Source organism: Geothrix edaphica, assembly GCF_030268045.1.
Classification (GTDB): Bacteria; Acidobacteriota; Holophagae; order Holophagales; family Holophagaceae; genus Geothrix; species Geothrix edaphica.
Genome location: NZ_BSDC01000001.1, coordinates 489,657 through 509,881, shown reverse-complemented (window position 1 = coordinate 509,881; position 20,225 = coordinate 489,657). Strand labels below are relative to the sequence as shown.

Annotated in this window: 17 protein-coding genes, 1 tRNA gene and 1 pseudogene; 6 read left to right on the top strand and 13 right to left on the bottom strand. The window is 67.2% G+C overall.

Features of this window, described 5'->3' with window-relative positions:
* The first annotated feature begins 14 nt into the window (after positions 1-14).
* Genes QSJ30_RS02300 through QSJ30_RS02290 form a run of 3 tightly spaced genes read left to right on the top strand, consistent with a single transcriptional unit; the run spans position 15 to position 2,590 of the window.
* The gene (locus tag QSJ30_RS02300; protein ID WP_285606167.1) at positions 15-908 is read left to right on the top strand and encodes an ABC transporter ATP-binding protein; all 894 of its coding nucleotides are present in this window, start codon (positions 15-17) and stop codon (positions 906-908) included.
* Positions 905-1,666 carry an ABC transporter permease gene (locus QSJ30_RS02295; RefSeq protein WP_285606166.1) on the top strand — a complete coding sequence of 254 codons (762 nt, stop codon included), beginning with the start codon at positions 905-907 and terminating at the stop codon, positions 1,664-1,666. The genes QSJ30_RS02300 and QSJ30_RS02295 overlap by 4 nt, the downstream gene beginning before the upstream one ends.
* 9 nt (positions 1,667-1,675) lie before the next feature.
* Entirely contained in the window at positions 1,676-2,590 is a 915-nt protein-coding gene (locus QSJ30_RS02290) for an ABC transporter permease (protein WP_285606165.1), read from the top strand.
* A gap of 15 nt (positions 2,591-2,605) precedes the next feature.
* Here QSJ30_RS02290 and QSJ30_RS02285 read toward each other — a convergent pair whose 3' ends face one another.
* The 4 genes from QSJ30_RS02285 to pilB form a co-directional block, all read right to left on the bottom strand.
* Positions 2,606-3,061, bottom strand: a complete 456-nt coding sequence (locus QSJ30_RS02285) for a type II secretion system protein (protein ID WP_285606164.1) — start codon at positions 3,059-3,061, stop codon at positions 2,606-2,608.
* 55 nt (positions 3,062-3,116) lie between these two features.
* Positions 3,117-4,319: a type II secretion system F family protein gene (locus QSJ30_RS02280; protein WP_420798755.1), complete on the bottom strand. Its 1,203-nt coding sequence runs from the start codon at positions 4,317-4,319 to the stop codon at positions 3,117-3,119.
* An 89-nt stretch (positions 4,320-4,408) separates the two neighbouring features.
* Positions 4,409-5,599, bottom strand: a complete 1,191-nt coding sequence (locus QSJ30_RS02275; protein ID WP_285606162.1) for a type IV pilus twitching motility protein PilT — start codon at positions 5,597-5,599, stop codon at positions 4,409-4,411.
* A gap of 11 nt (positions 5,600-5,610) precedes the next feature.
* Positions 5,611-7,431 (bottom strand): type IV-A pilus assembly ATPase PilB, encoded by a 1,821-nt coding sequence (pilB, locus tag QSJ30_RS02270; protein WP_285606161.1) that lies wholly within the window; start codon positions 7,429-7,431, stop codon positions 5,611-5,613.
* A 119-nt stretch (positions 7,432-7,550) separates the two neighbouring features.
* Between pilB and QSJ30_RS02265 the strand changes: the two genes are divergently transcribed.
* Positions 7,551-9,509, top strand: a complete 1,959-nt coding sequence (locus QSJ30_RS02265) for a hypothetical protein (protein ID WP_285606160.1) — start codon at positions 7,551-7,553, stop codon at positions 9,507-9,509.
* A 97-nt stretch (positions 9,510-9,606) separates the two neighbouring features.
* Entirely contained in the window at positions 9,607-10,707 is a 1,101-nt protein-coding gene (locus QSJ30_RS02260) for a GGDEF domain-containing protein (protein ID WP_285608039.1), read from the top strand.
* Positions 10,708-10,986: 279 nt separating this feature from the next.
* Here QSJ30_RS02260 and dnaJ read toward each other — a convergent pair whose 3' ends face one another.
* The 4 genes and pseudogenes from dnaJ to QSJ30_RS02240 all read right to left on the bottom strand — a co-directional run bounded on the left by dnaJ (position 10,987) and on the right by QSJ30_RS02240 (position 15,726).
* On the bottom strand, positions 10,987-12,147 hold the full coding sequence (gene dnaJ, locus QSJ30_RS02255; RefSeq protein ID WP_285606159.1) for a molecular chaperone DnaJ: 1,161 nt from the start codon (positions 12,145-12,147) through the stop codon (positions 10,987-10,989).
* A gap of 39 nt (positions 12,148-12,186) precedes the next feature.
* Positions 12,187-14,049 carry a molecular chaperone DnaK gene (gene dnaK, locus QSJ30_RS02250; protein ID WP_285606158.1) on the bottom strand — a complete coding sequence of 621 codons (1,863 nt, stop codon included), beginning with the start codon at positions 14,047-14,049 and terminating at the stop codon, positions 12,187-12,189.
* Positions 14,050-14,126: 77 nt separating this feature from the next.
* Positions 14,127-14,816: a nucleotide exchange factor GrpE gene (locus QSJ30_RS02245; protein ID WP_285606157.1), complete on the bottom strand. Its 690-nt coding sequence runs from the start codon at positions 14,814-14,816 to the stop codon at positions 14,127-14,129.
* Between the two features lie 31 nt (positions 14,817-14,847).
* Positions 14,848-15,726 (bottom strand): annotated as a pseudogene (locus QSJ30_RS02240) (hypothetical protein).
* Positions 15,727-15,956: 230 nt separating this feature from the next.
* On the opposite strand from QSJ30_RS02240, the gene QSJ30_RS02235 reads away from it, so the two are divergent.
* Entirely contained in the window at positions 15,957-16,799 is an 843-nt protein-coding gene (locus QSJ30_RS02235) for a hypothetical protein (RefSeq protein ID WP_285606156.1), read from the top strand.
* Positions 16,800-16,903: 104 nt separating this feature from the next.
* Here the strand turns inward: QSJ30_RS02235 and prfA are convergent, their stop codons facing one another.
* The 5 genes from prfA to QSJ30_RS02210 form a co-directional block, all read right to left on the bottom strand.
* Entirely contained in the window at positions 16,904-17,977 is a 1,074-nt protein-coding gene (prfA, locus tag QSJ30_RS02230) for a peptide chain release factor 1 (RefSeq protein WP_285606155.1), read from the bottom strand.
* A gap of 106 nt (positions 17,978-18,083) precedes the next feature.
* Positions 18,084-18,344 (bottom strand): 50S ribosomal protein L31, encoded by a 261-nt coding sequence (rpmE, locus tag QSJ30_RS02225; protein ID WP_285606154.1) that lies wholly within the window; start codon positions 18,342-18,344, stop codon positions 18,084-18,086.
* A 264-nt stretch (positions 18,345-18,608) separates the two neighbouring features.
* On the bottom strand, positions 18,609-19,367 hold the full coding sequence (locus QSJ30_RS02220; protein ID WP_285606153.1) for a hypothetical protein: 759 nt from the start codon (positions 19,365-19,367) through the stop codon (positions 18,609-18,611).
* A gap of 12 nt (positions 19,368-19,379) precedes the next feature.
* Entirely contained in the window at positions 19,380-19,706 is a 327-nt protein-coding gene (locus QSJ30_RS02215) for a PadR family transcriptional regulator (protein WP_285606152.1), read from the bottom strand.
* Positions 19,707-20,081: 375 nt separating this feature from the next.
* Positions 20,082-20,158 (bottom strand) — tRNA-Arg (locus QSJ30_RS02210).
* Positions 20,159-20,225: the final 67 nt, after the last annotated feature.

The window sequence follows — 20,225 nt, the reverse complement described above, 5'->3', positions numbered from 1 at the left end:
CGGAGAAGGTCGCCATGGAACATGCCATCTGGTCCCAAGGTTTGACTCGCCGGTTTGGCAAGACCAAGGCCGTGGCTGACCTGGACCTCCAGGTTCGGGAAGGAGCCATCACAGCCTTTCTAGGCCCCAATGGGGCCGGAAAAACCACCACGATCTCGCTGCTGCTGGGGCTCCTCAAGATCGATAGCGGTGCCTGCGAGGTGCTTGGACAGCATCCAGGACACCCCGCAGCCTTGGCGCAAATTGGCGCGCTGGTGGAATCTCCATCGCTCTACGACCACCTAACGGGCCTGGAAAACCTGGAGATCACGCGGTTGATGCGGGATATCCCCCGCTCCAGCCTCGACCGGGTGCTGAAGCTGGTGGACTTGGCCCGGGATGCCCGGCGCCCGGTGCGGGAGTACTCCCTGGGCATGCGCCAGCGCCTGGGCATGGCCTTGGCCCTGCTGGGCGAGCCCCGCCTCCTCATCCTGGACGAGCCCACCAACGGCCTGGATCCCGCGGGCATCCAGGACATGCGCGAGCTGATCCGCAGCCTGCCGAAGGAGACCGGTGCTTCGGTGTTCCTGTCCAGCCACCTGCTGGCGGAGGTGGAGCAGGTGGCCGAGGATCTGGTGGTCATTCATCGGGGCAAGCTCCGGTACCAGGGGCCTACTGAGGGCCTCGGGTCGCCGGGCGATGCTGAACTTGTGGTGCGGGTGGGAGATCTGCTCCAGGCCCAGGCAGCGCTTGAGTCACTGGGCTTCCCTACCCGGGTCGCCGAAGGCCGTGTTTGGATCCAGGCCCCCGCCACCGTGGCCCCTCGCATCGCCGCCTGCCTGGTCGAGAAGGGCTGCCCGCTCTATGAGCTGGCCCCCCACAAGGCGAACCTCGAGGCCCGTTTCCTGACCCTGCTGGAGGAGGCATGACCTCCCTGGGCTCCTTTTTCAGGGCCGAGCGCGTCAAGTGGCGGAAGAGTTGGCTGCTGCTCACGGCCATCCTGGCACCTCTATGTCAAACGGGATTCCTGGCGGTGATCTTCTGGTTTTCGGAAAGCCGGATCCGCATGTTCAAGCCGGGCTTCCAGTTCTGGCTGGAGTTGAACTTCGCGGCATGGAATCTGGTGATCATGCCGGTCATCACCGCCCTGGTATGTGAGCTGTCCTGGGAGCAGGAGCGCGAGGCCCGAGCCTGGAACCTGCTGCTGATCCAACCTGTGCCTCACCATACCCACTACCTGGTGAAGGCGCTCGGCCACCTGGTGCTGCTGCTGATGTCACTTTCACTGCTCGCGGTACTGCTCGCATTCGGTGGCTTCTTTCTCCGAAATCAGCCCGGCCTGCTGATGGGCCCCCTGCCCTTAGTCACTTTCGTCCAGTTCACCACCTACTCAGCCTTGGCCTTGGTAGCAGTGGTGGCCTTCCAGACTTGGCTGTCCATGCGGATCCCCGGGTTGTGGATAGGCCTGGCGGCGGCCATTGCCGGTAGCTGGTTCACTCAGCGCCTAGTGGGCGGGTCAGCCTTGGTCCAGTTGCTGCCTTGGGGGCTGGCGGCCCACATGGCACTCATGTTCGAGCGCTGGCGCGTTCTTCCCTGGATCTATGCCGCGGGCAGTTTGCTGTCTGCGGGAGCCCTTGTGGCCCTGGGGGCCTTCGACTTCACGCGGCACCACGAGCCCCGTAGCTGAGGAGATGCCGTGCGAGCCTTCTTTCGACTCCTGGCCGCCGAGGGCATGAAACTGCGGCGGTCTCCTGCTCTGCGGTTGGTTTGGCTGCTGCCGCTTTTGTTCGTTCTGGTCGAGGGGCTGGTGGTCGAGCGGTCCTTCCTCGGCTTGCGGGTGTTGACCCCCAAGGTCAAGACCACCTTGGATTTCTTGCAAGTGAAGATGGTGGTGGCCCTGTGGGGAGGTTTCTTTCACCCACTGATGCTGGCGATCCTCCCCGCTCTGCTCTTCCGGCCCGAGCATCGGTTCAAGACTTGGCGCCATTTGCACGCCATGCCCCTGTCCCGCCGGGGCATCTTTTTGGCGAAGGCGACCTACGCCCTGATGCTGAGCGCGGCCATGTTGATTCTGATCGGCCTGCTGCTCTGGGTGGATCGGCGGATCATGGGATGGCTGAGTCCCTTGCTGGCCTTCCACTTCCACGGCCTCCAGATGGCGAAAGTGTTGGGCTGGCTGTGGCTGGGCAGCCTGCCTGTTCTGGCGCTCTACTTGTGGCTATCCGATCGCATCAACAGCCTGGCGGTACCTGTCGTGTTTGGCCTCCTGGGCCTTCTGCTCACCATCTCCCTCACGGGCCAAGAGTTGCCCCAGCCATGGCGGCGGGATTTAATTCCCTGGGTGCTGCCCTATGCCGCGGCCGAACAGGTGGTTCGAAGCGGTCCAGCCCAGCAGGAAGCGCACCTGGCTGGGGCTCTCTTCCAACCTGAGCCCAACATCGTGCGGCTTCCAAGTGGGAAAAAAATAAAAACATGGCAGAACATTCCGGACGAGATGCTGTTCCCGCCGCCCCCACCTACACCAAGCTGGCTCATCGCCACCTTCAGTCTCTTGGCAGGCGCCCTGATGATTGGGCTCGGCTATGCCGATGCGGGAAGGAACCGGAACTGAAGGGATGTTGTCAGCTCAATGCAGGCGAGCCAATTCGGCGCCAGACTGGTCGGTCTTGTAGGCGGTAACCCCCGATCCGATGGATGGATCGGTGACGGTGAGTTCGTAGGTAAGCCCCGCACCCGTGATCTTCACCTCGTAGTTCATCTTGCTGTTGCCCTGAGGCTGGAAGGTGGGGATGAAGGTGGGTCCCGTGGTATCGCTACCATCGGGCTTCCATCCGTAGGTGCCAGCGGGGCCATAAAGACCGCTCTCAGCCTTGCGGTTCTCCAGAGACATGGACAAGACCTTGGCGTTGGCCATGGCGTCACCGATAACCCGGGCCCGGCGTCGCTGGCCCAGGAAGCTGGGGATGGCGATGGCACTGATGATGCCGATGATGGCCAACACCAGAAGGAGTTCAATCAGGGAGAAACCGCCAGTGGTGCCCCGACGGCGGCGGGAGGATAAGCGGGACAATGGGCCGGTCATGGGGGCCTCCAATGGGTTCAGGAAAGCATGCAAGGGGCGTGCGGAACCGCCGCGGTCAGTCCTTCCCGAACACGTTGGCCAGGTTGAAGATGGGCAGATACATGGCGATGACGATGAAGCCGATGATGCCGCCCAGCATGGCGATCATGACGGGCTCCATGAGGCTGGTGAGGTTGGCCACGGCGTTGTCCACCTCGTCCTCGTAGAAGTCGGCCACCTTGGACAGCATGGCGTCCAGGGCGCCTGTGGCCTCGCCCACGCCCACCATCTGCACCACCATGGGCGGGAAGACCTTGGTTTCCGCCAGGGGCGTGGCGATGTTACGGCCCTGCTCCACGGCGTCCTTCGACTTGAGGATGGCGTTCTGGATGACCATGTTGCCAGCGGTGCGGGCCGTGATGTCCATGCCCTCGAGGATGGGCACACCAGAGCTGATGAGGGTGCCCAGGGTGCGGCAGAACCGGGCCACGGCCACCTTGCGGAGCACGTCGCCGATGATCGGGATCTTCAGCATGAGGGAATCGATTACGAGGCGGCCCGCCGTCGTCTTGTAGTACTGACGCAGACCCACTACGACAAGCACGACGGCAAGAATGATCAGCCAACTGTAATTGATGAGCGCTGTGGAGATGGCCATGCAGACTAGCGTTGGGAAGGGCAGCTTGCTGCCCAGGCCGTCATACATGGCGGAGAAGACGGGAATCACCTTTACCATGATGATGACCACCACCGCGATGGCGATGGTGATGACGGCCACGGGGTAGGTCATGGCGCCCTTCACCTTGGCGGTAAGCTTCACGGCTTTCTCGATGTAGCCCGACAGGCGCTGGAGGATGACATCCAGGATGCCGCCGCTTTCGCCAGCGCCCACCATGTTCACGTAGAGGTCGTTGAAGGCCTTGGGGTGCTTGGAGAGGGCGGCCTGCAGGGTGAGGCCCTGCTCCACGTCCTGCCGCACCGCCTCGATGATCTTCTGGAAGCCCTTGTCCTGCTGCTGGGCGCCGAGGATCTCCAGGCACTGCACCAGGGGCAGGCCGGCGTCGATCATGACGCTGAACTGGCGGGTGAAGATGGCGAGGTCCTTGGGTTTCACTTTGCCGAAGGACTTGGTGCCCTTGGCGGCCATGGCGCCGATGGAGGTGACTTCGATGCCGTTGCGCTTCAGGGTGGCGGCGGCGGCGTCCCGGGATTCGGACACCAGGACGCCCTCCTGGGCCTCCCCCATTCGATTCTTTCCTTTCCATGCGTATGCGGGCATGCGGACCTCGGCGGGCTAGGAACGGTGGTGCCTTCAGGATAGGCAGGAATGGATCAGTGGTGAAGAACTAATGGTCGCAGGGAAAATGCCTAGGTGTACTTGATGTTGGGGTTCCGCCCGCCCAGCGCCGGGTTGCTGGTGGCGGCGGGCTGCGCGGCCGCGGCTCCGCGACCGCCGGCGGAGCCGACACCCACGCCGCGGTTGATGAGCTCCCGCAGCTCGTCGGTGTTCGAGGAATACTCAAACGCCTGCTCCTGGGTGATCTCCTTGCGGATGACCAGGTCGGACAGGCTCTGGTTGAAGGTCTGCATGCCGTACTTGGACTGGCCGGACTGCATGGTGCCGTAGATCTGGTGGATCTTGTCCTCGCGGATGAGGTTCCGGATGGCGGAGTTGGGGATCATGATCTCCAGGGCCAGGGCCCGGCCTTTGCCGCCGGCCTTGGGGATGAGGCTCTGGCAGATGACGCCCTCCAGCACGAGGGAGAGCTGGGCTCGCACCTGCGCCTGCTGGTGGCTGGGGAACACATCGATGATGCGGTTGATGGTCTGCACGGTGCTGTTGGTGTGCAGGGTGGCGAAGGTGAGGTGGCCCGTCTCGGCGATGGTGAGGGCGGATTCGATGGTCTCCAGGTCGCGCATCTCGCCCACCAGCACCACGTCGGGATCCTGGCGCAGGGCCGAGCGCAGGGCCTTCTTGAAGCTGTGGGTGTCCGCGTGGATCTCCCGCTGGTTCACCAGGGCGCGCCGGTGCTTGTGGACGTATTCCACCGGGTCCTCGATGGTGAGGATATGCACCGGCTCCTCGGCGTTGATCTTGTCCACCATGGCGGCCAGGGTGGTGGACTTGCCGGAGCCCGTCACGCCCGTCACCAGCACCAGGCCGCGGGGCTTGTCGCAGAGGGCCTGGACCGAGGGGGGAAGACCCAGCTGATCGAAGCTGCGGATGTTCTCGGGGATGGTGCGGAAGACACCCGCCGTGGCACCGCGCTGGTTGAAGACGTTGGCGCGGAAGCGGGCCACACCCTGGAGACCGAAGGAGAAGTCCACCTCCAGATCCTCCTCCAGGCGGTGCTTCTGCTGGTCGGTCATGACGCCGTAGCAAAGCCACCGAGTCTGGGAGGCATCCATGGGCGGCAGCTTGAGGGGCACCATGCGCCCGTCGATGCGGATCTGGGGGGCTGTTTCCGTGGTGATGTGGAGATCCGTGCCCCCGTACTCCACCATGGTCTTGAGCAGCTGCTGCAGCGGGGCTACGTAGTTGGAACCGATTTCACTCATGCGGAGCTCTCCTACAACACGGTTTCGCGGATGATCTCTTCGATGGTGGTGACGCCGTCGAGGACCTTGCGGCAGCCGGAGCGGCGGAGGGTGATCATGCCCTCCTTCTGGCCCTGCTCGCGCAGCTCGATGGCCGAGGCCCCGGTGAGGATCATGTCCTTGAGGGTCTCGGACATCTCCAGCACCTCGTAGAGGCCCACGCGGCCCTTGTAGCCACGCTTGTTGCAGATGTCGCAGCCGACGGGCTTGTAGAAGGTGATGCCCCGCTGGATCTCCTCCGGGGTGAAGCCCACTTCGCGCAGCGCCTCTTCGGGCTGGTGGTGCGTGTCCACGGCCTTGCAGCTGCTGCAGAGGCGGCGCACCAGGCGCTGGGCGCAGATGATGTTCACCGAGGTGGCCACCAGGAACGGCTCCACCCCCATGTTCATGAGGCGGTTGATGGTGCTGGGCGCGTCGTTGGTGTGCAGGGTGGAGAGCACCAGGTGGCCGGTGAGCGAGGCCTTGATGGCGATCTCGGCGGTCTCGAAGTCGCGGATCTCGCCCACGAGGATGATGTTGGGATCCTGCCGGAGGAAGGAGCGCAGGGCGGCGGCGAAGTTGAGGCCGATCTGCTCCTTCATCTGCACTTGGTTGATGCCGGGGAAGTTGAACTCCACCGGATCCTCCGCCGTTAGGATGTTGGTGTCCACCGTGTTGAGCTTGGCGATGGAGGAATAGAGCGTGTTGGTCTTGCCCGATCCCGTGGGGCCCGTCACCAGCACCATGCCGTAGGGCTTCGAAATCTGCCGGTCCCACCGCTCCAGGCTCTCCGGCTCGAAGCCGAGCTTGGTGAGGTCGAGCATGAGCTTGTCGCTGTCCAGCAGCCGCAGCACGATCTTCTCGCCGAAGAGGGTGGGCAGGATGCTCACGCGGTAGTCGATGACCTTCTGCCGGCCGCTCATGTTCACGCGCAGCTTGATGCGGCCGTCCTGGGGCAGGCGCTTCTCGGCGATGTTGAGCTTGGCCAGGATCTTCACGCGGGAGGTGAGCGGGTCCTTCAGCTTGAGGTTGGGCCGCATGACCTCCATGAGGATGCCGTCGATGCGGAATCGGATGCGGTAGTTCTTCTCATAGGGCTCGATGTGGATGTCGGACGCACCGCGCTTGATGGCGTCGATGAGCACCATGTTCACGAGCTTGACCACCGGGGCGTCCTCGCTGCCCCGCTTCAGGGCGCCGACGTTGATGCTCTCCTCGTCGTCGTCCGTGGCCTCGAACTCCGCGTCGGCATCCAGCTCCTGCTCCAGCTCCTGGAGGTCGATGTGCTCGTCCTGTTCGTTGAAGGGATTGGGAAGGCTAGCGTCGGTGGGGCCGGCTCCAGCGGCGCCGCCCAGGTTGGTCGTCGTGGCGCGGCCGGCTTGGCCGTCCGCCAGGCGCACCCCGCTGGAACCGCCGTAGTACTTCTCGACCGCCCGCACCAGGCCCATCTCGCTGGACACCACGGGATCCACGTTGTAGCCCGTGTGGAAGCGCACATCATCCATGGCGAAGATGTCGGTGGGATCGGACATGGCCAGGGTCAGCACGTTGCCCGTGCGCTGGAGGGGCAGCACCTTGTGGCGCTGGGCCAGGTCCTTGGGGATGAGCGCGATGACACTTGCATCTATGGGGGGCCATTGCTCCAGGTCCGCAGCCGGCACGCCGTACTGCATGCCCAGGAAGCTCACGATGTCCTGATCGGAGCAGAAGCCCTGACGCACCACGATGCTGCCGAGCTTGCCGCCCTCACGCCGCTGGATCCTGATGACTTCTTCCAACTGGGCATCCGTGATGAGCTGAGCCTTGACGAGCATTTCCCCTAGCTTGCTGACCACTGGCTGCCTCCGGATGGGGTGAGGCGATGGTATCACCTCCGGCATCATCCTGACGGCCCGGCCCCTTCCCCGAACCCGGCCCGTTGTATGCTTTCGCCATGTCCGTCCCAGGAACTCAGCCCCAGCGCCTGCTGCTGGCCCGGCAGTTGATCCGGGAGAAGGGCCTTTCCCGGCTGGACCTCACCCTGCTGGAGGACATCCTCAGGGAAGGGGCCGGCGACCTGGATCCCCTGCTGGAGGCGCCCTCGCGGGAACCCGTCGCCGCCGGGGAATCTCCCGCCCAGGCCCAGCTGCGGCGGAACCTCGGCCTGTTCCTGGCCTTCCTGCATCAGTTCTCGCCCCGCCGCCTCGGCGAGGCCCGGGCCGCCATGGGCCAGGTCCTCCAGCACAGCCTGGGGCGGCTGGCCCAGCTGACCGGGACGGCCCACCGGGAGCTGATGGTGGAGCTGGAGCAGCCCACCTGGGTGGGGCTTCTCCTCGACCTTCTGGCCTCGCTCCGGGCCATGGCCCCCCCGCCGGGAGAGGACGCCGGCGCCCTCCGGGCCCTGTGGGCGGCCTTCCTGGAGGACCACCGCGATTCCTTCCGCCAGATCCTGACGGCGCTCCAGACCTGCAAGGACGGGCCCGACGCCGTCGCCCGCCTGAACGCCCAGATGAAGGTGGTGAACCGGGCCATCCAGGGCCAGGGCCGGCTGGAGGAGTCCCTGGCCCGCCTGGCCGAGCAGCTGGAATCGTGCATCCCCCCGGATTTCCACGCCCGGGTGGAGCCCCTGCTGCTGCTGCAGAACGTGGTGACCAACCTGCGCCTGAGCCTGATGCGTCCCCTGGACCGGGGCATCCACTGGCCCGCCGTCGAACAGGTCCGGGGGAGCCTGCAGTGGCTCTGGGACCACCTGGGCTGGGTCCTGCCCCGCATGGACGCCGAGCTGTTCCGGGATCGCATGCCCGCCGACCTGCGGCGGCTGCTCCAGGGCCTCCGCCGGGAGGACCGGGCCCTCTTCTCCGTGGTGGCCCGGGCCCTGGCCAGCCACATCTCCCTCCTGGGGCTGATGGAGTCTCTGGAGCCCGGCGCGGGAGCCGGCGCCCAGGAGATCTATGCGGCCGTGCCCACCTTCCTCGTCATCGAATCCGAGCTGGGCCGCGTGGTGGAGCGCGCCTACGACCCCGGGCGGGCCGCGTTGCTGAACCCGGACCAGCGCGAGGTGCCACGCCTCCGCGCCTACCTGCGCCAGGCCGTGCTGAGCCTCCGCCAGGACCAGGCGACCCTGCGGAGCCTCCTGCAGCAGGCCCTGGCGGGCGCGGATGCGGACCAGCTGGCCCACACCCTGGACAACCTGCGCGGCCTGCTCATCAACCACCAGAAGCAGCTCATGGGCGAGCTGGTGGGCCTGTTCTCGCCTGACGTGCAGCAGCGGCTCTTCCCGGAGTCCCCCAGCATGATGGAGGAGGGCGAGCGGCTCCGGCTCCGCATCCAGCGGCTGTGGGAGCAGGTTCCCCCCATCCACGCCCAGCTCCTGTTGAGCCTGGAGCTCCAGGACTGGCCCCGGCTCGCGCTGGGGCTCGCCCAGTCCTACCGGCACCTGCTGGCCTTCCGCCGCAGCCCCGAGTTCCCCCTGATGCGCCGGCCGGACCGGGAGGAGGCCGAGCGGCTCATCCAGGATCTGGGCCGCCTCCTGGAGTCCCCCGAGGAAGTCCACCAGGCCCTCCGTGATGCCATGGACGTGCTGGGCGAGCTGCTCCGCTTCCTGGAGCTGTTCCTGCTCCGGATCAACGCCCGGGTGCCGCTGATCCGCCAGGATCTCGAGGTGGCCCAGGAGGCCCTGAGGCTCATCGCCGGCTTGAAGGAAGGCCCCACGGGGCCGGAGCGCACGCGGCTTTCCCACAAGCTGATCCAGAGCGCCAAGCGCCTCGGGGTCCGCGATGCCCAGGCCGTGACCCTGCTCAAGCGCTGGGTCCGGGCCGAGCGCGGCCAGCGGGAAGGGTCCCTGCCCATCCTGGAGCAGCTCGCCGCCCACCTCAGCCAGCTGGCGTTGAGACTGGAAGCCGCTCTGGGTTGACCGCCCGGCCCCCCTCGTGGACCATCCTTCTGGGAGTTTCATGCACCGTATCCACTGGCTGGAGCCACACCCTTCCCGGGCCGGAGACGCTTTGCGCGTGGCCCTGGAGGCGTGGGGACACATGGTGGTGCCAGGACCAGGGCCCGGTTCGCTGGTGCTGGTGGCGGAGCGGCCCGACCCCGGGCTGATCCCGGCGGAGGGATCGGAGATCCTCTGGTGGGTCCAGCAGGCGGGGGCGGAAGAGGTCAGCGCCGTGCTGGAGCGGAGGGCGGGCTGGGTGCTGCTCCAGGACCGGCCGCTCGAAGCGGCCCGGGAGGCCCTCCGGCACCTGCGGCAGCGGGACCTCGGCAGCGAGGGTTGGCTGCGCCAGATGCTCCATCTCGCGTCGCTGGACGACCTCCTGGAGCTCGTGCTGAGCCGGGCCATCCGGCAATCCCGAGCCCAGGGCGGTGCCATCTGGCTGAGGAAGGAGAACCTGTTCTACCAGCGGGCCGGCGACGGATCGTTCCCCGAGGCGCCCCTGCCCCGCCATGCGGCCGCAGAGTTGGTGCGCCGGGGGGAGGCCTTCCCGCTGGCCGCCTCGGAGCAGCTGGGCATCCTGCGGCTGCTGGATCCCCATGAGTCTCCGGAACAGTTCCTCCAGGGCTTCGAGGATGTGGAGCCCCTGCTGCTCAATGCCTGGCGCCTGGAGGAGAGCCGCGCCTTGTCCTTCAAGGACGATCTCACCGTGGCGCAGAACCGCCGCTGCCTGGAGGCGGAGCTGCCCCAGGCCGTGCGGGCCGCGGCCGCCAAGGGCGAGTCCGTGGCCCTGGTCTTCCTGGATGTGGATGACCTCAAGCAGGTGAACAGCCGGTACGGCCATCCCGCGGGGAGCATCGTGCTGGAGGCCGTGGCCCGGACCGCCCAGCGCCTCTGCCGGGCCCACGACCGCCTCTACCGCTACGGGGGGGACGAATTCTGCCTCCTCATGCCCGGCACCCAGGCCCGGGGTGCCCAGAAGCTGGCCGAACGCCTCGTCCAGGTGACCCTCGGCCAGCCGGTCCTCCTGGGGGATGATCACCTGACCATCTCCCTGAGCGCCGGCGTGGCGGCCTTCCCCGAGCATGCCGACGGCGCCGGCCACCTCATCGAGCAGGCCGACCGCGCCCTCCTCCGCGCCAAGCGGGAAGGCAAGCGGCAGGTGGTGGTGGCGGGCTGAGAGCTCATAACAAAACCCCACGGCGCCGCGCGAGGGGTGCCGGGCGAGCGAGGCGAGGAACGCGAGGAGATGCGTAGCGGGTACTACGCGCGACGAGCGTAACGCGGCATCGCGACGCCCGTCGCCCCTCGCCCGGAGGGATGAAGCCAGGCGGGCGCCCCGCGGTGTCAGGTCCCTTCAACAACGAACCGCGTTGCCCTGCGGGCCCTTCCTTGCGGTGCATTCCGCCTAGCTTCATCGCGGCATCGTCGGGTTTTGTTATGAGCTCTAAGAGCGCCCCTACTTCCGCTTCTTCTTCCGGCTCTTCTCGGCGCCGAAGACCTTGGCCAGGAAGCCCTCCTCACCTTCCCCGGCGGGCTCACCATCGAGGCTGCGGCGGAGCTGCTCCAGGAGCTGGCGTTGCTCGGCGTTGAGGGCCTTGGGCACGGCCACGCGCAGATGCAGGTAGAGGTCGCCGCGGCCGCTGCCCTGGAGGCGGGGGACGCCGGCGTTCACCAGCTTCACCACGTGGTCCGCGGGGGTGCCCGCCGCGAGCTTCACCTTGTCGGGGCCATAGGGCGTCTCCACCTCCAGGGCGCCGCCGGTCACCAGCAGGGGCCACGAAACCTCCAGGCGCTGGTGCAGGTCGTGGCCGTCACGCTCATAGCGGGGATCCGGCTCCACGTCGAAGACCACGTAGAGGTCGCCCGTGCGGCCGCCGAAGCGGCCTGACTCGCCTTGGCCCTGGAGGCGGAGGCGGGTGCCGCGGTCCACGCCGGCCGGCACCTTGAAACTCACCTTGGACTTGCGGTGGACGCGGCCCTCGCCCCGGCACTCGCGGCAGGGCTTGGGGATGATGCGGCCCTTGCCCTCGCAGCGGGGGCAAGGCGTGAGCATCTGGAAGAAACCCTGGCGCACGGCCACCTGGCCCGCGCCCCGGCACTGGGGGCAGGTCTCCGGGCGGGAGCCGGCTTCGCAGCCGGAACCGTGGCAGGTGCCGCAGGCCTCCAGGCGCGGGATGCTGAGCTCCACGCTGTCCTTGCCGAAGATCGCGTCCCGGAAGCTGAGCTTGAGGTTGTACTGCAGGTCCGAGCCCCGCTCCTCGCCGCTGGACCGGCGCCGGCCTCCGCCGCCGAAGAGATCCCCGAAGAGGCCGCCGCCGAAGAAGCTGCCCAGGATGTCCTCGAAATCCGCGAACTGGTTGGGGTCGAACTGGAACTGCTGGCCGCCGCCCGCCCCGCCCAGGCCGGCGTGGCCGTACTGATCGTAGGCCTTCCGCTTCTCGGGGTCCGACAGCACGCTGTAGGCCTCGGCGGCCTCCTTGAACTTCTCCTCCGCCTCCTTGTTCCCGGGATTGCGGTCGGGATGCAGCTCCATGGCCAGCTTGCGATAGGCCTTCTTCAGTTCATCCGCCCCGGCTTCCTTCGACACGCCGAGCACTTCGTAGTAGTCACGCTTCATGCACCCATCCTGGGTTCCAGGATAGCCGATAGCTCGGGCCTAGTTGGGTCCCGCGCCCTCGTCCTCGCCGTCCAGGGACGCCATCATGGCCTCACTGGCGGCCAGGACGGCATCGGTCAGCAGGTTCTGGGCCTCCAGCAGCTGCCCCTCGCAGGCGCGCAGGGCGGCGGGATCCTGGGCGGCCACGGCCTGCCGGGCCCGGGTGAGCACGTCCCGGATCATGATCTGCTGGTCCTCGGGGAGGTACTTGCCGCATTCGGCGAAGCTCTTGTCACAGGAGAAGATCAGCCCCTCGGCCGAGGCGATGTACTTCAGCGCGTCGCGCTTCTTCACGTCGGTCTCGGCGTTGGCCAGGGCCTCGCGGATCATGCGCTGGATCTCCAGCTCGGAGAGGCCGGAGCTGGGGCGGATGCTCAGGCCCTGCTCCAGGCCAGTCATGAGATCGCGGGCTGACACCTTCACGATGCCGTTGGAGTCGATGTCGAAGGCGACTTCAATTTGCGGCACGCCCTTGGGCAGGGGCGGCAGGTTGATGAGGTCGAAGCGGCCCAGGCTCTTGTTGTGCTCGGCCAGCTCGCGCTCGCCCTGCAGAACGTGGATCTCCACCCGGTTCTGGTTGTCCGTGACCGTGGTGAAGGTGCGGGAGTCCCGGGTGGGGATGGTGGCGTTGCGCTGGATGATCTTCACGAAGCCGCCGCCCTGGGTCTCGATGCCGAGGGAGAGCGGCGTGACGTCCAGCAGCACCAGGTCCTTGATATCGCCCTTGAGCACGGCGCCCTGGATGGACGCGCCCGTGGCCACCACCTCGTCGGGGTTGATGCTCCGGTTGGGTTCCTTGCCGAAGAAGTCCTTCACCAGCCGCTGCACCAGCGGCATGCGGGTCTGCCCGCCCACGAGGATCACCTCGTCAATCTGCCGCGGCGTCTTGCCGCCCTGCTCGAGCGCGTCCTTGATGGGAACCAGGGTCTGCTCCACCAGCCCCCGGGCCATCCCCTCGAGCTGCTCGCGGGTGAGGGTGGCTTCGAGGTGCTGAGGGCCGCCGGGAGCCTGGGCGATGAAGGGCAGGCGGATCTCGACGCGATCCAGGGTGGACAGCTCGCACTTGGCCTTCTCGCTGGCCTCCTTCAGCCGCTGGAGGGCCATGCGGTCCGAGGACAGGTCGATGCCGGTCTTCTCGCGGAACTGCTCCACCAGCCAGTTCTGGATGGCCAGGTCGATGTCCTCGCCTCCGAGGAAGGTGTCGCCGCTGGTGGCCAGCACCTCGAAGACGCCGTCGTTCATCTCCATCAGGGTGAAGTCGAAGGTGCCGCCGCCGAAGTCGTAGATGGCCAGGATCTGCTTGAGGCCCTTCTTGTTGAACCCGTAGGCCAGGGCCGCCGCCGTGGGCTCGTTGATGATGCGCTGCACGTTCAGGCCCGCGATCTTGCCGGCGTCCTTGGTGGCCTGGCGCTGGGCATCGTCGAAGTAGGCGGGCACCGTGATGACGGCGTCCGTCACCTCCTCGTGGAGGAAGGCCTCGGCGGCCTGCTTCAGGGACCGGAGGACGATGGCCGTCACTTCAGGCGGCGCGTAGTCCCGCTCGCCCACCCGCAGCCAGGCGTCGCCGTTGGGCGCGGACACCACCGGGAAGGGCAGCCGGTTGACCGCTTCCTGGACCTTGGGAGCCTGGAACCGCTGCCCGATGAGCCGCTTCACGGCGAACAGGGTGCGCTGGGGGTTCGTGACGGCCTGCCGCTTGGCGATGTGGCCCACCAGCACATCCCCCTTGTCCGTGAAGGCCACCACCGAAGGCGTGGTGCGGCTTCCCTCCCGATTGGGGATCACCCGCGAGTCCCCGCTCTCCATCACGCAGACGCAACTGTTCGTCGTACCCAGATCAATGCCGATCAGTTTGCCTGCCATGGGTGGAACTCCGGGGGGGAATCGGCTTCATCATAAAAGGAATTCTGGGCGTCATCCAGTGCTGGTGCTGGGCCCGGCTAGGACTTTCCCGAGTCCTGCAGCCGGTTCACCACCACGCGGGCGGGGCGGAGGAGCTGCCCCTTGAGCTTGTAGCCGCGCTCGTAGACCGCAGCCACGGCGCCATCAGGCAGGTTCGGGTCGCTGAAGGTGGTGAGCGCCTCGGCGTGAAGGGCATCGAAGGCCTCGCCGACCTTGAGGGGGAGGGGCTCGACGTTCATGCGGCGGAGGGCCTCCAGGAACTGCTTCTGGATCAGCTCCACACCGGCGCGGAAGGATTCGACATCCTGGTAGGAGGCGCTGAGACCCCGCTCGAAGTTGTCGAGGACGGGCAGCATCTCGAGGAGGATCTTCCGCTCGGCCTGCTCCACGGCCATGGCGATGTCCCGCTGGGCCCGGTTGCGGAAGTTGTTGAAGTCCGCCGCGAGGCGGCGGTGCTGATCCATCAGCTCGCCCTCGCGCCTCAGCATCTCCTCCATCTGCCCCTCGGCCTCGGTGAGGGCCGATTCCAGGTCCACCCGGGGCTCCCCGCGGTCCATGGGATCGGCTTCCTCCCCGGCCGGGGCCGGATATTCCGAAGCCACCTCGTCGGCCACGGACTGGAGATCCCCGTCCAGGGCATCGTCCAGGCTGAGGTCCACCACGTCCTCCGGCTCTCCGGTGGGCGGAGCTGGCTTGTCATGGGGCTCGCGGGGGGTGCCGGTGGTCATCGCAGCAGTATACGCAGTCCGGAACAGGACGTCAGGATCCGCCCTGGCGCCGCTGGATCTGCCGGGACCACCAGCGCAGGCCGCCCATGACCCGGCTGTAGTCCATGCGGAGGGGCCCCACCAGGGCGAAGGTCACGTAGCCGGCGGGGCCCAGGCCCACGGTCCGGACCGCCGTGGCCAGGGGCCAGCCATCCAGGTAGGGGTTCTCGGAGCCCAGCAGCAGCTGGATGTCCTGCGAGGCGCGGTCGGCGAAGGCGTTCAGGAGGCGGGCCAGGCGGCCCCGCTCCTCGAAGGCCGCCACCAGCCCCCGGAACCGTGCGACATCCTAGAATTCGGGCAGGCCGCCCAGGCGGCCCAGGCCGGACACCAGCACCGGGGGGTCGCCGGCAGGCCCCTCCTCGGGCCACCGGGAGGCCAACTCCTGGAGCCGGGTCCGGAGGGTCTCGCCCTCCACCGCCCCGGCCTGGAGGGCCGCCAGGAGCTTCGACCGCATCTCGGCCAGCGTGAGGCCCGCGAACTGGGCGGTGGCGTAGTTCCCCAGCTCCGTGAGGACGGTATCGGCATAGTTCCAGGGGTTGTCCATGAGGCGGTGGTCCACCTCGCCCAAGCTCCCCACCCAGATCGCCACCAGGCGGCCGGGCCCGACCGGCACGAACTCCAGGCGCACCAGGCGGCTCTGCGTCAGGGGCAGCGGCAGGGCCACGCAGACCCCGCCCATCACCTCGGCCAGCGTCCGGCTGGCGTGGCGGGCCCAGGATTCGGGATCCAGCTCCAGACCGTCCAGCGCCGCGGCGAGGCGGCCCTCCAGCTCGGGATCCGGGGCCTGGGCCTTCAGCCAGCGGTCCACGTAGTAGCGGTAGGCCCGCTCTGTGGGCACCCGTCCCGCGGAGGTGTGCGGCTGCGCCACCATGGACTCGTCCTCCAGATCCGACAGCACGTTCCGGATGGTGGCGCTGGAGAGGGGCTCGGGGAACCGCTTGGCCAGCAGCCGCGACCCCACCGGCTCCCCCGCCTCGAGGTAGGCCTCGATGAGGGTCCGGAGCACGGATTCGCCGCGGGGGTTGAGGTTGGGGGTGGGGGTGGCCATGTGGGTAAACTTTGTCGGGCTGTCATACTATATACCCCCCCAACGGAGGTCCCATGCGCACCACCTTGACCCGCCTTTCCCTCGCTGCGGCCCTCGTCCTGGCCGTGGGCTGCAACCGCAAGAGTGAAGCCTCCATCCAGGCCGATGAGGCCGCCAAGGCCGCCGAGGCCAAGGTTGCCCAGCTTGAGCAGCAGCTGGCCGAAGCCAAGGCCGGCAAGGTGGCCGGCGGCGATGCCGAGACCGTCCAGCAGGTGACCAAGTCCCAGGTCAAGGCCCTGGAGCGCCAGGTGGCCGATGCGAAGCGGCGGGCCGAGGCCAAGAAGCAGGAGGCCGTCGTCCTCGCCTCCGCACCTGCCGCCAAGGAAGCGCCCAAGCCCGTGGTGGTGGACGTGCCCACCGGCACCAAGCTGGAGATCACCCTGGCCCGCGAGCTGGCCACGGACAAAGACCAGCCCGGTGATGCCTGGGAAGGCTCCCTGGCCTCCGACGTGGTGGTGGACGGCAAGCTGGTCTGGAGCGCTGGCAGCTCCGCCCGGGGCGTCGTCACCCAGAGCGCCGCCGCGGGCCGCCTCAGCAATGGCAAGGGTGCCCTGGGCATCCGGCTCACCGAGATCGCCGGGGTCGGCATCGATACGGACACCCACGTGGTCGTGGCCAGCGCCCGGGGTGAGCGCAACGCCAAGTACATCGGCGGCGGTGCGGCCCTCGGCGCCCTGGTCGGCCTCCTCACCGACAAGAAGAACCAGGGCGACCACGCCCTCGGCGGCGCGGCCGTCGGGGCCGCCGCCGGCACCGCCGTGGCCGCCGGCACCGCCGACACCGTGATCCGCATCCCCGCCACCAAGCCCGTGGCCTTCAGCCTGACCTCACCGGAGAGGGTGACGCTGAAGAAGTAGCTTTCAGCTGTCAGCTATCGGCAATCAGCCAAAAAAGGAAGCGGGAGGCATGCCTCCCGCTTCTGCTTTTACGGAGAGCTGACAGCTGATAGCTGACAGCCCACTCACGCCTCCAGCGCCTGCAGCCGCTCGGCCTCGAACGCCGCCCGCAGAGGTTCGATGATCGGCTCGATCTGGCCGGACATGAAGCTGTCGATCTGGTGGATGGTGACGCCGATGCGGTGGTCGGTGACGCGGCCCTGGGGGAAGTTGTAGGTGCGGATCTTCTCGCTGCGGTCACCGCTGCCCACCTGGGACTTGCGGAGGGCGGAGTGGGCCGCGTCGGCCTCGTCCTGGGCCTTCTGGAGGAGGCGGCTGCGGAGCACGGTCATGGCCTTGGCCATGTTCTTGATCTGGCTGCGCTCGTCCTGGCAGCTGACCACGGTGTTCGTGGGCAGGTGGGTGAGGCGCACGGCGGAGTAGGTGGTGTTCACGCTCTGCCCCCCCTTGCCGCCGGAGCAGAAGGTGTCGATGCGGAGGTCCTTCGGGTGGATCTCGATGTCCACCTCCTCGGCCTCGGGCATGACGGCCACGGTGGCGGCGGAAGTGTGGATGCGGCCCTGGGTCTCGGTCTTGGGCACCCGCTGCACGCGGTGCACGCCGCTCTCGAAGCGGAAGAGGCTGTAGGCCCCGTCCCCCTGGATCTCGGCGGTGGCCTCCTTGAGCCCACCCGCGTCCGCATCGCTCTCGTCCAGCACCGACACCTTGAAGCCCCGGCGCTCTGCGAAGCGGATGTACATGCGGAACAGCTCTGCGGCGAACAGCGCGGCCTCCTCGCCGCCGGTGCCGGCACGGACTTCGAGGATGACGTTCTTGGCGTCGGCGGGATCCTTGGGAATGAGCAGCCGCTTGATCTCGGCCTCGCCCTCGGCGATGGCCTTCTTCAGGTCGGGAATCTCCATTTCCGCCATCTCGCGGAGTTCCGCATCCATGGTCTTGTCGCCCAGGATGAGCTCCGCCTCCTCCAGCTGCCTCATGCGGGTGCGCTGGGTCTGGAAGGCCAGCACCACCGGCTCCAGCTCCGCGCGGAGCTTCGCCAGCTCACGCAGGCGCTTGGGATCCGACACCACGGCCGGATCCTGCAGCTGCGCCTCCACTTCCTGGAAGCGGGCTTCGACGGCTTCTAATTGGTCGAGCATGATCCACCTTTTCAGCTATCTCCAGATCCCGGCTGCGCCGGGATCTGGAGCACACAAAAAAGAAGAACGGGCCGAGGAGCTCGGCCCGTTCTTTGGAACATCACAGCTAGGCTTCGGTGGTCTCGGGTGCAGTCTCGACAGCAGCTTCGGCGGGGGCCGCAGGGGCCTCCTTCTTCGCATACTTCTTGTTGAACTTCTCCACGCGGCCTTCGGTGTCCATCAGGCGCTGCTTGCCCGTGAAGAACGGGTGGCAGTTGGAGCAGATTTCCACGCGCAGCTCCTTCTTGGTGGAGCGCGTCATGAACTCGTTGCCGCAGGCGCAGTGGACCTTCACGTCGTGAAGCTCGGGGTGGATCTTTTCCTTCATCTCTTCCTCCTGGGACCGACCGGATGCCCCCATGGGCGGGGTGAATGCACGCGGCTTGTCCACGCAAGACGAACAGTTTATCGCTGGAACGCCCCTGACTCAAGGGGGATTCCCGGGATCCGGCGTGGGGGCCCGGGGGGAGGCTCCATGTCCAGGAGCCAGAGGCGAGTGGGAACGACGCGAAGCGTCGTGTCACATGGAGGCGCGCAGCGCGCCCTTAGATCCTCGCAACGCATACGTTGCGAGGGACCCCCCGGACAGCATTCACCCCTGCTCCTGGGGCATCAACACCCAGCGTTCGGCCAGGACGCGCCGGAGCTTCAGAGCCAGCATCACGCTGATCAGCAGAGTGGCGTTGAAGCTGAGCTCCAGGGGCACCTGCCACCACTGGAACCGGATCCGGCCCAGGAACCCCGTCTCCACGGCGAACATGAAGGCCGTGAAGAGGACGGGCTCGAGGAGGGTCTGCCAGAGCGGGCGTTCCTGGCTGTGCCGCTCCAGCAGGAAGCCGGTGTAGGCCCCGTAGAGCAGGCGGGTCGGCTTGAACCCGTGGGATGTGGTGAATCCGAGGGGGATGGAGAGCAGCGAGGTGAGCAGGACGGCCACGGCCGTCCGCGCCCAGGGGTCAAGCCGGAGCCAGTACCGCCGGGCCCAGAAGTAGCCGGCGCCCACAGCCAGACCCTGGGCCGCGGCGAAGGCCACGCAGATGTACCAGCGCCAGCCCTCGAACCACATGTGGCTGCCCGTCGCCGCCCCGATGATCATGCCCGCCGCCAGGGCCGTGCCGCCGCGGTGATTGGCGTCCTGGCCTTCTCCGGCCGCGAGTTCCTCGGCCAGCCGGCCGGGCCGCTCCTTTTCGGCGAGCAGGGCCGACATGGCCGACTCGCCCTGGATGCCCCGGGCCTCGGCCTCGTCCAGCAGGTGGGCCTCCAGCTCCCGCAGCAGCATGAGCCGCCGCCGGCGGGACACTCCCCTCAGGCCGGCAGCCACTTGGGAGAGGTAGCCGTCAAGGGCCCGGGACATGGAAGCGAACCCTCAGCCTCGGGGCCCGACGAAGGCCTGGACCATGTCCACGAACTGGTTCCACTCCTTCTTCTTGGCGGAGAGGAAGGCCTGTCCGGCGGGCTGGATCGAGTAGTAGCGGCGCTCCCGGCCATTCTCCTGGGTTTCCCAGTACGAGGTGATGAACTCCGTGGCCTCCAGCTTGTGGAGGGCCGGATAGAGGGCCCCTTCCTTCAGCGTGTACGATCCCCCGGTGCGCTGGCGGACCGTCTCGATGATCTGGTAGCCATACATGGGCCCCTCGCAGAGCAGCGACAGCAGCAGCAGGGGTGTGCTGCCCTTCAGCAGTTCACGATCCACAGGGTCCTCCGGTTTAGGCTGTTTCATTGTGCCTCGCAAAATGAGGTCCGTCAAGGCCGCGGGATTGAAAATTCCTTTTGGTTCAAGGGAATCAGGCTGCATGGAGCCTGGCCTGGTCGGCCCCCGCGGCTCCACCCGGAGGGCCCTGCCGCGACCCGGAAAAACCTGGGTGATCCCGCTCGCTGGCTCGATTCCAGGAGCGTCAACAAAGCCAGGGGGGGCCACTGGTCCCCCGTCGGGAATCGAACCGTGCGGCTGCGCCGCCCTCGGCTCGCGTCGGCGGCACATCTAGTGCCGCCTTGGGCGATCCACTCGCTGGTTCGATTCCAGAAACGTCAACAAAGCCAGGGGGGCCAAAGGCCCCCCTGGCTTTGTTGGTGCACCCGACTGGAATCGAACCAGCGACCTTTGGCTTCGGAGGCCAACGCTCTATCCAACTGAGCTACGGGTACTACGACCTCTCATCATGGCTTCGATCGGCTTTTCATTCAAGGCTGAGGCTTCGGCACCGGGGCGCGC

Coding starts and splice junctions, on each gene's coding strand:
- QSJ30_RS02300 (WP_285606167.1), top strand. CDS start 15: ATGGAACATGCCATCTGGTCCCAAGGTTTGACTCGCCGGTTTGGCAAG.
- QSJ30_RS02295 (WP_285606166.1), top strand. CDS start 905: ATGACCTCCCTGGGCTCCTTTTTCAGGGCCGAGCGCGTCAAGTGGCGG.
- QSJ30_RS02285 (WP_285606164.1), bottom strand. CDS start 3,061: ATGACCGGCCCATTGTCCCGCTTATCCTCCCGCCGCCGTCGGGGCACC.
- QSJ30_RS02280 (WP_420798755.1), bottom strand. CDS start 4,319: ATGCCCGCATACGCATGGAAAGGAAAGAATCGAATGGGGGAGGCCCAG.
- QSJ30_RS02275 (WP_285606162.1), bottom strand. CDS start 5,599: ATGAGTGAAATCGGTTCCAACTACGTAGCCCCGCTGCAGCAGCTGCTC.
- pilB (WP_285606161.1), bottom strand. CDS start 7,431: ATGCTCGTCAAGGCTCAGCTCATCACGGATGCCCAGTTGGAAGAAGTC.
- QSJ30_RS02265 (WP_285606160.1), top strand. CDS start 7,551: ATGTCCGTCCCAGGAACTCAGCCCCAGCGCCTGCTGCTGGCCCGGCAG.
- dnaJ (WP_285606159.1), bottom strand. CDS start 12,147: ATGAAGCGTGACTACTACGAAGTGCTCGGCGTGTCGAAGGAAGCCGGG.
- dnaK (WP_285606158.1), bottom strand. CDS start 14,049: ATGGCAGGCAAACTGATCGGCATTGATCTGGGTACGACGAACAGTTGC.
- QSJ30_RS02245 (WP_285606157.1), bottom strand. CDS start 14,816: ATGACCACCGGCACCCCCCGCGAGCCCCATGACAAGCCAGCTCCGCCC.
- QSJ30_RS02235 (WP_285606156.1), top strand. CDS start 15,957: ATGCGCACCACCTTGACCCGCCTTTCCCTCGCTGCGGCCCTCGTCCTG.
- prfA (WP_285606155.1), bottom strand. CDS start 17,977: ATGCTCGACCAATTAGAAGCCGTCGAAGCCCGCTTCCAGGAAGTGGAG.
- rpmE (WP_285606154.1), bottom strand. CDS start 18,344: ATGAAGGAAAAGATCCACCCCGAGCTTCACGACGTGAAGGTCCACTGC.
- QSJ30_RS02220 (WP_285606153.1), bottom strand. CDS start 19,367: ATGTCCCGGGCCCTTGACGGCTACCTCTCCCAAGTGGCTGCCGGCCTG.